This is a genomic window from Streptomyces hiroshimensis (assembly GCF_014650335.1).
Classification (GTDB): Bacteria; Actinomycetota; Actinomycetes; order Streptomycetales; family Streptomycetaceae; genus Streptomyces; species Streptomyces hiroshimensis.
On record NZ_BMUT01000004.1, the window covers coordinates 19,435 to 34,810 of the forward strand.

Sequence of the window (15,376 nt, forward strand, 5' to 3'; positions counted from 1 at the left end):
CGGCGCAGGCCACCACCCCTCAGCCGCTGCGCTGCGTGCTGACAGACTGACCGCATGCAGCGCATTGTGGTTCTGGCCGGCGGGATCGGGGGCGCCCGCTTCCTCCGTGGCCTCAAGTCAGCAGTCCCCGACGCGGACATCACCGTCATCGGCAACACCGGCGACGACATCCACCTCTTCGGGCTCAAGGTCTGCCCCGACCTCGACACCGTGATGTACACGCTCGGCGGCGGCATCCACGAGGAACAGGGGTGGGGCCGGGCCGGCGAATCCTTCGCCGTGAAGGAGGAGTTGGCGGCGTACGGCGTCGGGCCCGAGTGGTTCGGGCTCGGCGACCGCGACTTCGCCACGCACATCGTCCGCACGCAGATGCTCGGCGCCGGCTACCCGCTGAGCGCCGTGACCGAGGCGCTGTGCGCGCGCTGGCAGCCGGGAGTGCGGCTGCTGCCGATGAGCGACGACCGGGTCGAGACGCATGTCCTGATCGACGATCCCGAGGGCGATGAAGGCGCCCGTAAGGCCGTGCACTTCCAGGAGTACTGGGTGCGCCTGCGGGCCGAGACGCCCGCCCACGCGATCATCCCCGTCGGCGCCGATCAGGCCAAGCCCGCGCCCGGCGTCCTGGACGCGATCGCCGCCGCCGACGTCATCCTCTTCCCGCCGTCCAACCCCGTCGTCAGCGTCGGGACCATCCTGGCCGTGCCCGGCGTCCGCGAGGCCGTCGCCGGGGCCTCCGCGCCCGTCGTCGGCCTCTCCCCCATCGTCGGCGACGCGCCCGTGCGCGGCATGGCCGACAAGGTGCTGGCCGCCGTCGGCGTCGAGTCCACGGCCGCGGCCGTCGCCCGGCACTACGGCTCCGGGCTGCTCGACGGCTGGCTCGTCGACACCGTCGACGCCGGTGCCGTGGGCGAGGTCGAGGCCGCGGGCATCGCGTGCCGGGCCGTGCCGCTGATGATGACGGACACGCAGGCCACGGCCGCCATGGCCGCGCAGGCGCTGGCGCTGGCCGAGGAGGTGCGCCGGTGAGCGCGGGGCACGTTCCCGGGTACCGGGTGTGGGCCGTGCCCGGGATTCCCGAGGTGCAGGCCGGCGACGACCTCGTCAAGCTCCTCGCCGGTGCGGTCACGGGCGAGGGCCTGCCCGGGCTCGCCGACGGCGACGTCCTGCTCGTCACCTCGAAGATCGTCAGCAAGGCGGAGGGGCGGATCGTTCAGGCGGAGGACCGCGAGGCGGCCATAGACGCCGAGACCGTACGGGTCGTCGCCCGGCGCGGGCCCCTGCGGATCGTGGAGAACCGGCAGGGCCTGGTGATGGCCGCCGCCGGCGTCGACGCGTCCAACACCTCCGCCGGGACGATACTGCTGCTGCCCGAGGACCCCGACGCCTCCGCCCGCGAGCTGCGGGCCGGCCTGCGCGATGCGCTCGGCGTCGACGTCGGCGTCGTCGTGACGGACACCTTCGGCCGGCCCTGGCGCAGCGGGCTGACCGACGTCGCCATCGGTGCGGCCGGGGTGCGGGTGCTGGACGACCTGCGGGGCGGCACCGACGCGCACGGCAATCCGCTGAGCGCGACCGTCGTCGCCACGGCCGACGAGCTGGCCGCCGCCGGGGACCTCGTCAAGGGGAAGGCGGCGGGGCTGCCGGTCGCCGTGGTGCGCGGGTTGCCTCACGTGGTGGGTGAGGGCGAGGACGGCGACTCCGGGGCGCGTGCCCTGGTGCGGTCCGCCGCCGACGACATGTTCCGGCTCGGGACCTCCGAGGCGGTGCGGGAGGCCGTGACGCTGCGGCGGACGGTGCGCGAGTTCACCGACGAGCCCGTGGACGGCGCCGCCGTGCGGCGCGCCGTCGCCGCCGCCGTCACCGCGCCCGCCCCGCATCACACGACGCCCTGGCGCTTCGTCCTGCTGGAGTCCGAGGAGGCACGGATGCGGCTGCTCGACGCCATGCGGGAGGCGTGGATCGCGGACCTGAGGGGGGACGGGTTCAGCGAGGAGAGCATCGCCAAGCGGGTGCGGCGGGGGGACGTGCTGCGCAACGCTCCCTATCTGGCCGTGCCGTGTCTGGTCATGGACGGGTCGCACACCTACCCCGATACCCGGCGCAACGCTTCCGAGCGCGAGATGTTCGTCGTCGCGGCCGGCGCGGCCGTGCAGAACTTCCTCGTCGCGCTGGCCGGGGAGCGGCTGGGGTCGGCGTGGATCTCGTCGACGATGTTCTGCCGGGACGTGGTGCGGGAGGTGCTGGAGCTCCCGGAGGGGTGGGACCCGATGGGGGCCGTGGCCGTGGGGCACGCGGCGGCACCGCCCCGGGAGCGGCCGGCGCGGGTCGCCGACGCGTTCATCGAGGTCCGCTAGGCCCCGGGGTCCTGCAGCCGGCCCCCGGGTTCCTACAGCCCTACAGCGCCCTGATGTCGTTCACCGAGAAGCGGGGCGCTCTTCTCGGGGGCCTCGCCCCGGTGAGGAGGATCAGGCGGCATGCCCGGTGGCGCTGGCCCTCGTACGGGCTGAGCAGTTCCAGCATCGCCTCGTCGTCCGTGTCCCGGGTGCCGGCGAGGGCGTAGCCGATGATCTTCGGGAGGTGGAGGTCGCCGACCGTGACGGCGTCGGGGGAGCCGTTGCTGCGCTGGAGGGTTTCGGCCGCCGTCCACGGGCCTATGCCCGGGACCGCTTGCAGGCGTCTCGACGCCTGCTCGTCGTCCATGGCCGCCGCTTCCTCCAGGCGCGCCGCCACGCGGGCCGCCCGGACGATCGTCGCCGAGCGCTTGCCGTCCACGCCCGCCTTGTGCCAGTCCCAGGACGGGATCATCGCCCAGTCCCGCGCGCTCGGCATCACCCGCATCCGGGGAGCCGGGCCCGGGGCCGGTTCGCCGTGCTGCTGCAGGAGGAGGCGCCAGGCCCGGTACGCCTCGTCGCTCGTGACCTTCTGTTCGAGGACTGAGGGGATCAGCGACTCCAGGACCAGCCCCGTGCGGGCCAGCCTCAGGCCCGGGTGGCGGCGGTGGGCCTCGTGGAGCAGGCGGTGGCGGGGGGTGAAGGCTTCCGGGGCGTCCTCGGCGCCGAGGAGCGCGGGGAGGGTTTCCAGGAGCCGGTCCGCGCCCGGCCCCCATGCCTCCGCGTGGATGCTCCCGCCCTGCTCGGTCACGTGCAGCGTGCCCGGGCCCTCCGGGGTGCGGCTCGCCCGCCACACCGAGCCGTCCGGTCCGGGCCGGAACGCCGGGTCGCCCGGGCCCCGCGCCAGGACGCCCAGCGTGCGGCCCAGGTCGTAGGCGGCTCGTGGGGTCCAGGTGCGGGTCTTCACCCGGCCAGCCTATGCCGGATCCATCCGGCCCCTACTGGTCCGGCTATCGGTCCCGGCTACCGGTCCGGCTACCGGTACGGCCACCGGTCCGGGTCCGGCTACTGGTCCGACGAGAACCTGATCGCTCCCGCCGGGATCTCCGCCTCGCACCAGACGCGGGCTCCCGCCCGCAGCTCGTTGTCCGCCCCGATGCGGGCCCGGTCCCCGATCACCGCGCCGTCCAGGACCGTGCGCGCCCCGATGCGCGCCCCCTCGCCCACCAGCGAGTCCCGGACCTGTGCGCCGGCCTCGATGACCGCGCCGTCCAGCACCGTGCTGCCGTCCACGCGGGCGCCCGGCTCCACCCGCGCGCCCGCGCCGATGACCGTGCCGCCGGTGAGCTTGGCGTCCGGGGCCACCTCGGCGGTGTCCAGGACCAGCCGGTCGCCGCAGCGGCCCGGGACGGCGGGGGACGGCGCCCGGCCCATGACCAGGTCGGCCGAGCCGCGGACGAAGGCCTGCGGCGTGCCCAGGTCCAGCCAGTAGGTGGAGTCCACCATGCCCTGCAGGTGCGCTCCGGAGGCGAGAAGGCCGGGGAAGGTCTCCCGCTCCACCGAGACGGGCCGCCCCGCCGGGATCGTGTCGATCACCGCGCGGTTGAAGACGTACGCGCCCGCGTTGATCTGGTCGGTGACGATCTCCTCGGGCGTCTGCGGCTTCTCCAGGAAGGCCGTGACCCTGCCCGTGTCGTCGGTCGGGACCAGACCGAAGGCGCGGGGGTCCTCGACCCGGGTGAGGTGGAGGGAGACGTCCGCGTTCGTCGTGCGGTGGGTGTGCACGAGGGCTTCGATGTCCAGGCCCGTGAGGATGTCGCCGTTGAAGATCAGGACGGGCTCGTCCGGGGCCGAGTGCAGCTTGGACGCGACGTTGCGGATGGCTCCGCCGGTGCCCAGCGGCTCCTCCTCGGTGACGTATTCCAGGTGCAGGCCGAGGTCCGATCCGTCGCCGAAGTACGGCTCGAAGACCTCCGCCAGGTAGGACGTGGCCAGCACGATGTGCTCCACGCCCGCCGCGCGGGCCCGTGCCAGCTGGTGCGTCAGGAAGGGGACGCCCGCCGCGGGGACCATGGGTTTGGGCGTGTTCATCGTGAGCGGGCGCAGCCGGGTTCCCTTGCCGCCGACCAGGAGGATCGCTTCTGTCACCTTGTCGTCTCTGCTTCCTGCTGGGGCCGGGCCGTGATCGGCGGCCAGTGTATGCAGACCGGAGGGTGCCCCCGCGCCAGGTCAGCGGCCCTGGAGTCGGGCCGCGACGGTGCGGGCGGTGCCGAGCCTGCTGTAGAGGCGGTCGCCGGGGCACTCCGTTGCGAAGCCGTCGCGGTGCCCCGAGATGGCCTTGAGCTTGACCCTGGTCCCCTTCTTGAACCGATTTCCGCCTCCGGACACCAGGCTCGCGGTGCCGGCCGGGTTGGCGCCGAACAGCCCGAGCTTCCAAGCGGTGAGGTCCGCCACCGCGTCGACCGCCGCGGAGGACGGACTGGTGGTTCCGTACGTTCCGAGAACCGCGATGCCCATGCTGTTGCTGTTGAAACCGAGGGTGTGCGCGCCCTTGACGGGTCTGGCCACGCCCCCCGAGCGGCCCTCGTAGACGGTGCCGCACTTGTCGATGAGGAAGTTGTAGCCCAGGTCCCGCCAGCCGCTGCTCACAACGTGGTAGCGGTAGATACCGCGGATGACGGATGCGGACTGTGAGCAGGAGTAGCGGTTGCCGGAAGCCGTGTGGTGGATGAAGGCGGCGCGGACGGCCCCGGTGTAGACGAAGCCGGATTCGCGCAGGGACTCGTCGGCGCCCCAGCCGGCCCGGGTGACGATGCGGGGGCGCGGTCCGACGTAGCGGCCGTCGACGCCGCTGTCCTGGCGGCCGTAGTCGTCGGACTCGTAGCCGTCGCCGCCGCCCTGGTCGCCGGCGGAGTCGGCCTCCTCGTCGTCCACCTGCAGCTCGCCCGTGCCGGTGTATTCGATGTCACCCTCGGACTCCGGCTTGCCGAGCGCCGGGATCTCGGTGGCGCCGAGGGGCGCGAGCGGGACGTTGGCGGCGGAGGCGGCGAGCTCGTTCTCGCTGGGGACGGGGGGTGCGGCGGAGCGGGTGCGGTCCACGCCGGGGTCGACGAGTTCGAGGCGCAGCCCGGAGGGCAGGGCTCCGGGCGGGGTGCGGCCGGTCGTGGTCGTCGCGGCCTCGGGGCGGACGCGGACCTGGATGGCGTCGGAGGCGCCGACCCACAGGGGCGCGGTGGATCCGCGCAGCCGTCCTGCGCGGCCCTCGGCCGAGTCGGTGTCGGGGCGGTCGTCGTCGTGCGTCGAGATCTCCTGCCAGCCGGCCCAGTCCCGGCTGCCGACGGGGCGGGTGCGCACCTGGGCGTGGCCGCGGAGTTCGGCCCCGGCGTCGTCCCACACGATGCCGACCAGCGAGAACGGCTTGACCTCCAGCTGGGGCAGGCCCTGCTCCGAGGTGGGTTCGGGGCCCGCCGTGCGGCTCTTGCCGTGCAGCGGGACCAGCGGCAGCGACTGGGTGCTGCCGGGCACGGAGCGCGGGGTGAGGCCCGGGTCGTGGGTGGACTGCTGGGCGGAGGAGGGGGCGGCGAGGAGGGGCAGGGTGAGGGCGGCGGCGCAGGCGGTCACGGTCGTCGAGACAAGAAATCCACGCATGCCGAAAATCTTGGACATAACCATATAAATCTGTCCATTCGTCAGGTGGTTCGAGGGTTCTCCCCGGCCCCCTTCGGCGTCATCCTTCCGACTGACCCGCACGTGCGGCGCGGCGTACGCTGGCGCCGATGAACGCCACCGATCGCACCCCCGCCGACCTGCTGCGATCCGCGCTCTCCGCGGATCCGGCCCGCCCGCTCGTGACCTTCTACGACGACGCCACCGGCGAGCGCGTGGAATTGTCCGTGGCCACCTTCGCCAATTGGGTGGCGAAGACCGCCAATCTCCTCCAGGGCGATCTCGCCGCCGAGCCCGGCGACCGGCTCGCCCTGCTGCTGCCCGCCCACTGGCAGACGGCCGTGTGGCTGCTGGCCTGCTCCTCCGTCGGCGTGCTGGCCGACGTCGGCGGCGACCCGGCCGCCGCGGACCTCGTCGTCAGCGGGCCCGACACGCTGGAGGAGGCGCGTGCGTGCTCGGGCGAGCGCGTGGCGCTGGCCCTGCGCCCCCTGGGCGGCCGGTTCCCCCAGCCGCCCGCGGGCTTCGCCGACTACGCCGTCGAGGTGCCCGCCCAGGGCGACCGCTTCGCCCCGTACGCCCCGGTCGACCCCGGCTCCCCCGCGCTCGCCGTCGGCGGGCTGGAGCTGACCGGCGCCGAACTGGTGGAGCGGGCGCGCACGGACGCCCTCCAGCACGGGCTCGGCGCGGGCTCGCGCATGCTCTCCGGGCTGCCCTACGACTCCTGGGAGGGACTGTCCGCCGGGCTGTTCGCCCCGCTCGCCTCCGGCGGCTCGGTGGTGCTGTGCCGGCACCTCGACCGGCTCTCCGGCGGCGGCCTCGACAAGCGCCGGGAGAGTGAGCGCGTCACCGTGACGGCCCTCTGACGCTGCAGGGGCGCCGTACACGGGCGATGATCGGCGTACGGGCCGCGAGGCCCGTGACCGTGAAGCCGTGCCACCGCAAGGCCGCGACCGTGAGGCCGTGGCCCTTAGGCCTCGACCGTGAGGCCGCGACCGCGGGGTCCGTACGGCCGACCCGAGCACTCCTTCCCCGAGGAGGGACACAGCGCCACCGTGACCGACAGCCCAGGAAGGCCCGGCCCCCCGGCCACGCCGTCCTGCTCCGCCTTCTTCGAGGAGCCGGGCGAGCGGCCGCCCGCGCCGCGGCGGCGGCGCCGCTGGCTGCGCTGGCTGGCCCTGGGCACGGCGCTGGCGGTGCTGGCCGTGGTCGCGGTGGGCTGGTATCTCTACGAGCGGCTCAACGGCAACATCAAAACGGACACGGCCACCGCGGACGAGCTGCGCCGCTGGGAGAAGGAGCGCCCCACGGCCCTGGTCAAGGGCGCCCAGAACATCCTGATCATCGGCTCGGACACCCGCAGCGGCGCGGGCAACGGCCAGTACGGCGAGGACAGCGGCACCCAGCGCTCGGACACCACGATCCTGCTGCACGTGGCCGCCGACCGGAAGAGCTCGACCGCCGTCAGCCTCCCGCGCGACCTGATGTCGATGATCCCCCGGTGCCGGCGGCCCGACGGCACCGAGACGAACGAGCGCTTCGCGCAGTTCAACTGGGCGTTCGAGCAGGCGGGCCCGGCCTGCACGATCCGCACGGTCGAGAAGCTCAGCGGCATCCGCATCACCCACCACGTGATCGTGGACTTCAACGGCTTCAAACACCTGGTCGACGCGGTGGACGGGGTCGAGGTGTGCCTCAAGCAGCCCGTCGACGACCAGGAGGCGCGGCTGAAGCTGCCGGCCGGCCGTCAGACCCTCCACGGTGAGCAGGCGCTCGGGTACGTCCGGGCCCGCTACAGCCTCGGCGGCGGCAGCGACACCGAGCGGATGGGGCGACAGCAGCAGTTCCTCGGCGCGCTGTTCAAGGAGATGCAGAGCGACGGGGTGCTGCTCAACCCCACGCGGCTCTACCCGGTGCTGGACGCCGCCACGTCCTCGCTCACCACGGACGCCGGGCTCGACTCGCTGCGCAAGATGTACGACCTGGTGCGCACCGTGCGGACGGTCCCGAGCGACCGCGCGCAGTTCCTGACGGTGCCGCGCCGCCCGTACCCGTACAACCCCAACCGGGACGAACTGGTGCAGCCGGATGCCGACCAGCTCTTCAGGCAACTGCGCGAGGACCGGCCGGTGTCGGTGACCGGAAACGTCCGGGCGGCGGAGAACAAGCCCGGGGACGGCCGGCCGGGAGCCGGCAAGCCGGGGGCCGAGGAGGGGCCGGAGGGATCGGAGGGGCCGGGGGGACAGCTGAGCCCGGAGGGGCCCGGCAGTCCGGAGGGGCCGTCAGGGACGGGGGGAACCACGGGAACCAGGGGGCCGGCGTGGACGCCGGGCACCGGGGGGACGGGAGGAGGCCCGGCCACGCCCGGCGCTCCTCGTACACCGCGCGGGGCCGGAGGGCACAACGCCACGGCCGTGCCCTCCGGCGGTGATTTCCCCGCGCCCGCGAGCGCTCCGGCGTCCTCCGCGCCGGGCACCGCTCCCCCCACCTACGAAGGCACCACGGCCGCACACGGCATCTGTGGATGAATCGCTCAAAGCTCACGAACGGGTCTTCCGGCCCGGCGAATGGATTGAGCAGATTGCCCAGTTGTAGGGGAGTGGAATTTGTCACCGGCGTCGCTTGACGCTGAACTGGGCGGATAGTGTGAGCGATCCGGTGCGCACGGCCGGGCTGACCGCGCACTGCACAGACGACGTGACCGAGCGCCTCGGGGGGTGGCGCCGCGTGGCACCGACGGAGGATTCAAGCGACCGTGGACGCGCAAGGCCGTGGGCGGGCGGGCGGTATCGACCCCGCCGACCAGTGGGTCTTCGACCCCAAAACCGGCAGCTACGAGCTGCGTCTCGACCATGCCGACGGGGCGGACCCGGCCCCGGGGCCGGGCTCGCCCGCCTCGGAGATCACCGATCCTTCCCGTTCGGCCAGCTCGTTCGTGCCTTCCTCGAAGGCCGCCCCGAGCCCGGCGCCGCGCCCGAAGACGGAGTCCGGCGGCCGGCGGGAGGTGCCGGGCCAGCGCGACACCGGCCGGCGCGAGACCGGCCGGCGCGGCGGAGCCAAGGCGGGCGCCAAGGCGTCGGTCAAGCCCGCGACGGGCAGGCGCAAGCCCAAGCCGAAGAAGTCCGCCAAGAAGAAGGCCCTGCTGTGGACCGGCGGGACGCTGGCCTTCATCCTGGTCGGCGGCTCGCTGGGCGCCTATCTGCTCTACGAGCACTTCAACAACAACCTCAACAAGGTTGACGTCGGCATCAACAACGGCGCCGTCATCAAGGGCCCCGTCAACATCCTGGTCATCGGCACCGACAAGCGTGACGGCGAGGGCAACAAGGGCTACGGCGACGAGGGCAGCGTCGGTCACGCCGACACCACCCTCCTCTTCCACGTCTCCGAGGACCGGTCGAACGCCACCGCGCTCTCCATCCCGCGCGACATGATCACCGACATTCCGGAGTGCACCACCAAGAAGGACGGGAAGAGCAAGACCATCCCCGGCTCGAAGGGCGTCCGCTTCAACGAGAGCCTGGGCCAGGAGGAGCGCGACCCCGGCTGCACCTGGCGGACCGTCGAGGCCCTCACCGGCCTGAAGGTCAGTCACTTCATGATGGCCGACTTCAACGCCGTCAAGAGGATGTCGTCGGCGGTCGGCGGCGTCGAGGTGTGCCTGGGCAAGGACATCGACGACCCCAAGTCGCACCTCAAGCTCAGCAAGGGCCGGCACAAGATCGAGGGCGAGGACGCCCTCGCGTTCGTCCGGACCCGGCACAGCGTGGGCTTCGAGAGCGACCTGGACCGGATCAAGCTCCAGCAGCAGTTCCTGAGCTCGATGATCCGCGAGATGAAGTCCGACGACACCTTCACCAACCCCAAGAAGCTCTACAACCTGGGCGACGCGGCCACGAAGTCACTGACCGTCGACTCCGGCATAGGATCCGTCAGCGATCTGACGAAGCTGGCCAAGGACCTCAGCAGGGTCAACCTCAAGAACATCACCTTCGCGACCGTCCCCGTCGTCGACAACCCCGCCGAGGGCAAGAACCACAAGACCGTCGTCCTCGACAAGACGAAGGCCGAGCAGCTGTTCGCGATGGTCCGTCAGGACGTCTCCCTCACCGAGGTGAAGGAGAAGGAGAAGAAGCAGCAGGACCAGGCCGACGCCAAGCAGGCGGCCCTGCTGCAGGGCCCCCGCGCGGAGCCCGCGGCCGTCCGGGTCAAGGTCCTCAACGGCAGCGGCAAGATCGGCGCGGCCCAGGAGGCCGTCCGCTGGATGCAGAACAACAAGGGCATCGTCCGCAGCAGCAACGGCGGCAACACCCCCGGCGGCAAGAAGGCCGACAAGACGGTCCTGGAGTTCGCCCCCGCCCAGGCCGACCAGGCGCGCCGCATGGCCGACGTGATGGGCCTGCCCGCCGACGCCCTCAAGGAGACCTCAGGCGGCGCCGCTCCCGCCGAGATGACCCTCACCCTGGGCTCGGACTTCAAGGGCGCGGGCACCCCGGTCCACGTCGAGGCGCCCGCGAAGGCACCGGAAGACATCCAAAGGGTCGAAGCGGACGACAAGAACATCTGCGCCAAGTGAACCCAGGCACCGCGTACATGCATCTCACTATCGGACGGCCGGTCTGCTGAGCAGCAGGCCGGTCCTGCCGCGCGGCCCATGGGGCGCGCACCGATCCATGAGAGACGACACGCCTGCCCATCGGGCCGGACGCACCATTTAGGGGAGGCCCGATGCGGCAGAGCAGTGCGGGGAGGCCGCGGGCGCGCAAGAGCGTGCCGGGGGCACGGGAAGACGGCGCAGAGAAGGCCGGGGGGCCGGAGGAGACCGGGGGCCCGGAGAAGGCCGACGGGGGCGAGAAGGCCGGGAGAACCGCGAAGGGCGGCGGAACCGGGAAGGCCGGCGGAACCGCGAAGGGCGGGCGGCGCGCCCGCGCGGCCCGAATAGCCCGCTGGGCCGCGCTGTGCCTCGCGGTCCTGATACTCGGCGTCTCGGCCGCCGGCTACTTCTACTACCAGCACCTCAACGGCAATCTGAAGAAGGACCTGCTCAACCTCGGCGACAAGCGGCTCGACCGCAGCGCCGCCAACGCCGCGGGCCAGCGCCCGCTGAACATCCTCCTCCTCGGCTCCGACAGCCGGAACTCGGCGGAGAACGTCGCCCTCGGCGGCGCCCGCGAGGACGCCGGGCGCAAGCCGCTCGCCGACGTCCAGATGCTCGTGCACGTCTCCGCCGACCGCAGCAACATGTCGGTCGTCAGCGTCCCGCGCGACACCCGGGTCACGATCCCCAAGTGCACCGACCCCGAGGACGGGACGGTCTACAAGGAGACGAACCGGCAGATCATCAACACCAGCCTGATGAACGGCGGGCCCGGCTGCACCGTCGCCGCCTGGGAAGAGCTCACGGGCATCCCCATCGACCACTTTATGATGATCGACTTCGCGGGCGTGGTGAGCATGGCCGACGCCGTCGGCGGCGTCCCGGTCTGCGTGGACAACAACGTCTACGACAAGCAGTCCGGCCTGCGCCTGGAGAAGGGCTCCCACAACGTCAAGGGCGAGCAGGCCCTGCAGTGGCTGCGCACGCGCCACGGCTTCGAGGACGGCAGCGACATCGGCCGCACCCACGCCCAGCACATGTACATGAACGCGATGGTCCGCCAGCTGAAGTCCGGCACCAAGCTCACCGACCCGGACAAGCTCACCGACCTCGCCGAGGCCGCCACCAAGGCGCTCACCGTCGACAAGGACCTCGGCTCGGTCAAGAAGCTCTACGACCTCGCCGACGACATCAAGCGCGTGCCGTCCGGCCGTATCACCATGACCACCATGCCGTGGGTGTCGGACCCGTGGGACCCGGACGCCCACGTCATCCCCAAGCCGGGCGACGCCGAGAAGCTGTTCTCGCTCGTCCGCAGCGACATCGCGCTCGACGGCAAGGACAAGAAGAAGGACGACAAGGGCGCCAAGCCGACCGCGCCGGCCTCGCCCAAGGGCTCCATCGCGGTGACGGTCTTCAACGGCACCGGCACCGCCACCCAGCCCGTCGTCACCGGCCGTGGCGCCGAGATCGCCGCGTCGCTCGTCAAGCAGGGCTTCACCAAGGCCGCCTCGGACTCCACGCCGAGGGCCCAGGCCGACACGACGCTCAGCTACGCCAAGACGTCCCAGCGGGCCGACGCCGAGGCGCTGGCCAAGGCCCTCGGGCTGCCGGAGCGGGCGGTCCGGATGTCCACCGCGGTCGAGGGGCTGACGCTGGTGATCGGCGGGGACTGGCGCACGGGCACGACGTACCCGAAGGGCGACGACGCCGATGCGTCCGGGAGCCCCAAGGGCGAGAAGCCGGAGAAGCCGGAGAAGCCCGACGACAAGACCGAGAAGGGCGAGAAGGGCGAGAAGGGCGACGACAAGCCCAAGAAGGAGGCCGACAACAAGGCCCCCGAGAGCTCGGACCCCCTCAACGGCAACGACACCTCGGCCTGCATGAAGGTGAACTCGCTGAATCGTTTCTGAGCATCTGTGCATGTGTAAGGGGCGGGCGCCATGGCGCCCGCCCCTTACACAGCAACGCGGTCAGCCCGCCCGCACCGGCTCGCGGCGGCTGGCGATGACCTTCTTCGCCAGCGACCGCGGGCTGGTCAGGAAGCCGAAGCCCCACGACATGTGCATCGTCGCCAGCGCCACCGGGATCTGCACCCGCGCCTTCAGCGGCAGGCCCTTGCCCGCCGGCACCGAACCGGCGGTGATCGCCGCCAGGTACCCGGCCGGCACGACCAGGCCCCACGGGGTGACCGCGGCGCCGGCCACGAGACCTGCGGCGATGGCGACGACGGCGGTCGGCGCGGCCAGGTAGCGCAGGTTGATCGAGCCCTGGTGGTAGCGGGCCACGACATGGCGCCAGCGGCCGTAGTCCTTGTACTGCTTGGCCAGCGCCTTCACGCTCGGGCGCGGGCGGTAGGAGACCTTCAGCTCCGGCGAGAACCAGATCAGCCCGCCGGCCTCACGGATGCGGAAGTTCAGCTCCCAGTCCTGGGCGCGGATGAACTCCTCGTTGTACCCGCCCTGCTGCTCCAGCGCCTCGCGCCGGAAGACGCCCAGGTACACGGTCTCGGCGGGAGCGGCGGCGCCTCCGGTGTGGAAGGCGGCGTTGCCGACGCCGACCTTGGAGGTCATCGCCGCGGCGACGGCCTGCTCCCAGGCGTTCTCCCCCTCGGCGTGCATGATGCCGCCGACGTTCTGCGCGCCGGTCTCGTCGAGCAGCCGCACGGCCGTCGCGATGTAGTTCGGCGACAGCATGCCGTGGCCGTCCACGCGCACCACGATCGGGTGGCGGGAGGCCTTGATCGCGGCGTTGAGGGCGGCGGGCGTGCGGCCGGTGGGGTTCGGCACGGTGTGGACCCGGGGGTCTTCCTGCACGAGCTCGGCGGCGATCTCGTCCGTACGGTCCGTGGACGGGCCGAGGGCGATCACCACCTCCAGCTCGCCGGCGTACTCCTGCTCCAGGATGTGCCGCACTGACGTGCGCAGATGCCGCTCCTCATTGAGCACCGGCATGATCACGGAAACGGCGGGCGGCTGCTGTTCGGACATGGTTCCTCGGGGATACGGGGTCCCCCCGGCGGGGTGGGGGGAGCCGACGGAGTCGTCCGTCACGTTACCGCTAATGGCGGAACGGACGCTCCCGCCCGGGTGGCAGCGGGGGTCCCGACGGCGTGGACACGCGGACCGCTGATCGTATTGACCTACGTTTGGCCCTCCTCGCTTCGCCCGCATCCCGTCCGTCGTGGAGGTGCCGCCATGACCGCACCGGCCCCGAGCCCCCACTCGCGCCGGGCCCGCCACGGCGCGCCCCGCCGGCCTCGCTGGGGGCTGCGCCTCGCCGCGTGCGCCGCCGTGGCCGTGCTGGCCGCGGGCGGCATCGGGCACGCGGTGGTCACGAACATCGACAGCCGTATCGGCCGGGTGGACCCCTTCCGCGGCCTGTCGAACCGGCCGCCCGTCAAGGTCAGCAAGGGCATGAACATCCTGCTCGTGGGCACCGACGCCCGCGACCGGATCGATCCCGAGGAGCGGCGCCGCTACCACCTGGGCGGCACGGCCTGTCACTGCACGGACACCGTGATGCTGCTGCACCTGTCCGCGGCCCGGGACCGGGTCTCCGTGGTCAGCCTGCCCCGCGACACCTACGCCGAGATCCCCGCACACGTCGACGAGGCGGGCCGGCCCCGCCCCGCCCATGCGCAGAAGCTGAACGCCGCCTACGCCGAGGGCGGGCCCGGGCTCACCGTGCGGACCGTGGAGCTGCTCACCGGAGTCCACGTCGATCACTACCTGGAGGTCGACTTCACCAGCTTCATGCGGACCGTGGACGTGGTGGGCGGGGTGCAGGTGTGCTCGGTGCGGCCCCTGCGGGACCCGTACAGCGGGCTCGACCTGCCGCCGGGCACGAGCACCCTCAACGGCGGGCAGGCCCTGCAGTACGTCCGCTCGCGGCACCTCGACGGGGCCTCCGACCTGGGTCGGATGCAGCGGCAGCAGCGCTTCCTCGCCTCGCTGCTGCACACGGCGACGGACGGCGGGGCGCTGCTGAACCCGGTGAAGTTCCAGCAGGTCGCCGCGACCCTGCTGGGGTCGGTGCGCGCGGACCGGGGCTTCGACGGCGAGACGCTCATCGGGCTCGGCCGGGCGATGAAGAACCTCTCGCCGGCCTCCGCGGAGTTCGCCTCGGTGCCGGTGGGGTCCGCGGACTATCCCGTGCCGCGGGTCGGCTCGACGGTGAAGTGGGACGACGCGGCGGCGGGGCGCCTCTTCGAGGCGCTGCGGGAGGACCGTCCGCTGACGGTCCGGCCGCAGCGGCAGGCGCACGATGCGAAGCCGCCGGTGCCGGTGCCCGGGCCCGGTGCCCGGCCCGGGCCGTCGCCGTCGCCGTCGCCGTCATCGGCGGAGGCGGAGGCGGAGGCGGGGCAGGTCCGCATCCAGGTCTACAACGGCTCCGGCCGCCGGGGGCTCGCCCGCGAGACCGACCGCGCGCTGCGGGCCATGGGCTTCGCCACGACCGGGGTGCCTGCGGACGCGCCGGGGCCGGTGGCCCCGCGCACGGTGATCCAGTACGACCCGCGCTGGGACCACGCGGTCCGCACGCTGGCATCGGCCCTCCCGGACGCGGAACTCCGCGCCGTGCCGGGCCAGGGCCCGCTGATGAAGGTGACGGTGGGCACGGACTTCAGGACGGTGACCCCGGTGACCCCGGTGAAACCGCAGAGCCCGCAGTCCCCGCAAGCACCGCGGCCCGGAACGGGCCCGGGCCAGCGGGCGGTATCGGGCGACAAGGTCCTGTGCCCGGAGAAGAGCCTGGTGTAGTCCGGCGGTGCCGAGACCACGGGACC

Annotated in this window: 11 protein-coding genes; 7 read left to right on the top strand and 4 right to left on the bottom strand. The window is 72.7% G+C overall.

Features of this window, described 5'->3' with window-relative positions; translation table 11 throughout:
* Positions 1–54: 54 nt before the first annotated feature.
* On the top strand, positions 55–1,026 hold the full coding sequence (cofD, locus tag IE241_RS11015) for a 2-phospho-L-lactate transferase (protein ID WP_190021539.1): 972 nt from the start codon (positions 55–57) through the stop codon (positions 1,024–1,026).
* Positions 1,023–2,354, top strand: a complete 1,332-nt coding sequence (locus IE241_RS11020) for a coenzyme F420-0:L-glutamate ligase (protein WP_190021540.1) — start codon at positions 1,023–1,025, stop codon at positions 2,352–2,354. The genes cofD and IE241_RS11020 overlap by 4 nt, the downstream gene beginning before the upstream one ends.
* Before the next feature lie 40 nt (positions 2,355–2,394).
* Here IE241_RS11020 and IE241_RS11025 read toward each other — a convergent pair whose 3' ends face one another.
* The 3 genes from IE241_RS11025 to IE241_RS11035 all read right to left on the bottom strand — a co-directional run bounded on the left by IE241_RS11025 (position 2,395) and on the right by IE241_RS11035 (position 5,978).
* Positions 2,395–3,297, bottom strand: coding sequence for a DNA-3-methyladenine glycosylase family protein (locus IE241_RS11025; protein WP_190021541.1), 903 nt, complete (start codon positions 3,295–3,297; stop codon positions 2,395–2,397).
* A gap of 98 nt (positions 3,298–3,395) precedes the next feature.
* Complete coding sequence (gene manB / locus IE241_RS11030) at positions 3,396–4,478, bottom strand: mannose-1-phosphate guanylyltransferase (RefSeq protein WP_190021542.1); 1,083 nt, start codon at positions 4,476–4,478, stop codon at positions 3,396–3,398.
* Between the two features lie 81 nt (positions 4,479–4,559).
* Entirely contained in the window at positions 4,560–5,978 is a 1,419-nt protein-coding gene (locus tag IE241_RS11035; RefSeq protein ID WP_229899117.1) for a peptidoglycan recognition protein family protein, read from the bottom strand.
* A 128-nt stretch (positions 5,979–6,106) separates the two neighbouring features.
* Between IE241_RS11035 and IE241_RS11040 the strand changes: the two genes are divergently transcribed.
* The 4 genes from IE241_RS11040 (at position 6,107) to IE241_RS11055 (ending at position 12,503) form a co-directional block, all read left to right on the top strand.
* On the top strand, positions 6,107–6,859 hold the full coding sequence (locus IE241_RS11040; protein WP_190021544.1) for a TIGR03089 family protein: 753 nt from the start codon (positions 6,107–6,109) through the stop codon (positions 6,857–6,859).
* A 189-nt stretch (positions 6,860–7,048) separates the two neighbouring features.
* Positions 7,049–8,521 (top strand): LCP family protein, encoded by a 1,473-nt coding sequence (locus IE241_RS11045; protein WP_190021545.1) that lies wholly within the window; start codon positions 7,049–7,051, stop codon positions 8,519–8,521.
* A 227-nt stretch (positions 8,522–8,748) separates the two neighbouring features.
* Positions 8,749–10,569: an LCP family protein gene (locus tag IE241_RS11050; protein WP_190021546.1), complete on the top strand. Its 1,821-nt coding sequence runs from the start codon at positions 8,749–8,751 to the stop codon at positions 10,567–10,569.
* A gap of 152 nt (positions 10,570–10,721) precedes the next feature.
* Positions 10,722–12,503, top strand: a complete 1,782-nt coding sequence (locus tag IE241_RS11055) for an LCP family protein (RefSeq protein WP_190021547.1) — start codon at positions 10,722–10,724, stop codon at positions 12,501–12,503.
* A 60-nt stretch (positions 12,504–12,563) separates the two neighbouring features.
* Here IE241_RS11055 and IE241_RS11060 read toward each other — a convergent pair whose 3' ends face one another.
* Positions 12,564–13,580 carry a glycosyltransferase family 2 protein gene (locus IE241_RS11060; protein WP_190021548.1) on the bottom strand — a complete coding sequence of 339 codons (1,017 nt, stop codon included), beginning with the start codon at positions 13,578–13,580 and terminating at the stop codon, positions 12,564–12,566.
* 207 nt (positions 13,581–13,787) lie between these two features.
* On the opposite strand from IE241_RS11060, the gene IE241_RS11065 reads away from it, so the two are divergent.
* On the top strand, positions 13,788–15,350 hold the full coding sequence (locus IE241_RS11065; RefSeq protein WP_190021549.1) for an LCP family protein: 1,563 nt from the start codon (positions 13,788–13,790) through the stop codon (positions 15,348–15,350).
* The last annotated feature ends 26 nt before the right edge of the window (positions 15,351–15,376 follow it).

What these genes read in the sequence shown, in the direction of transcription:
- cofD (WP_190021539.1), top strand. Translation starts at nt 55, where the DNA reads ATGCAGCGCATTGTGGTTCTGGCCGGCGGGATCGGGGGCGCCCGCTTC.
- IE241_RS11035 (WP_229899117.1), bottom strand. Translation starts at nt 5,978, where the DNA reads ATGCGTGGATTTCTTGTCTCGACGACCGTGACCGCCTGCGCCGCCGCC.
- IE241_RS11040 (WP_190021544.1), top strand. Translation starts at nt 6,107, where the DNA reads ATGAACGCCACCGATCGCACCCCCGCCGACCTGCTGCGATCCGCGCTC.
- IE241_RS11055 (WP_190021547.1), top strand. Translation starts at nt 10,722, where the DNA reads ATGCGGCAGAGCAGTGCGGGGAGGCCGCGGGCGCGCAAGAGCGTGCCG.
- IE241_RS11060 (WP_190021548.1), bottom strand. Translation starts at nt 13,580, where the DNA reads ATGTCCGAACAGCAGCCGCCCGCCGTTTCCGTGATCATGCCGGTGCTC.
- IE241_RS11065 (WP_190021549.1), top strand. Translation starts at nt 13,788, where the DNA reads ATGACCGCACCGGCCCCGAGCCCCCACTCGCGCCGGGCCCGCCACGGC.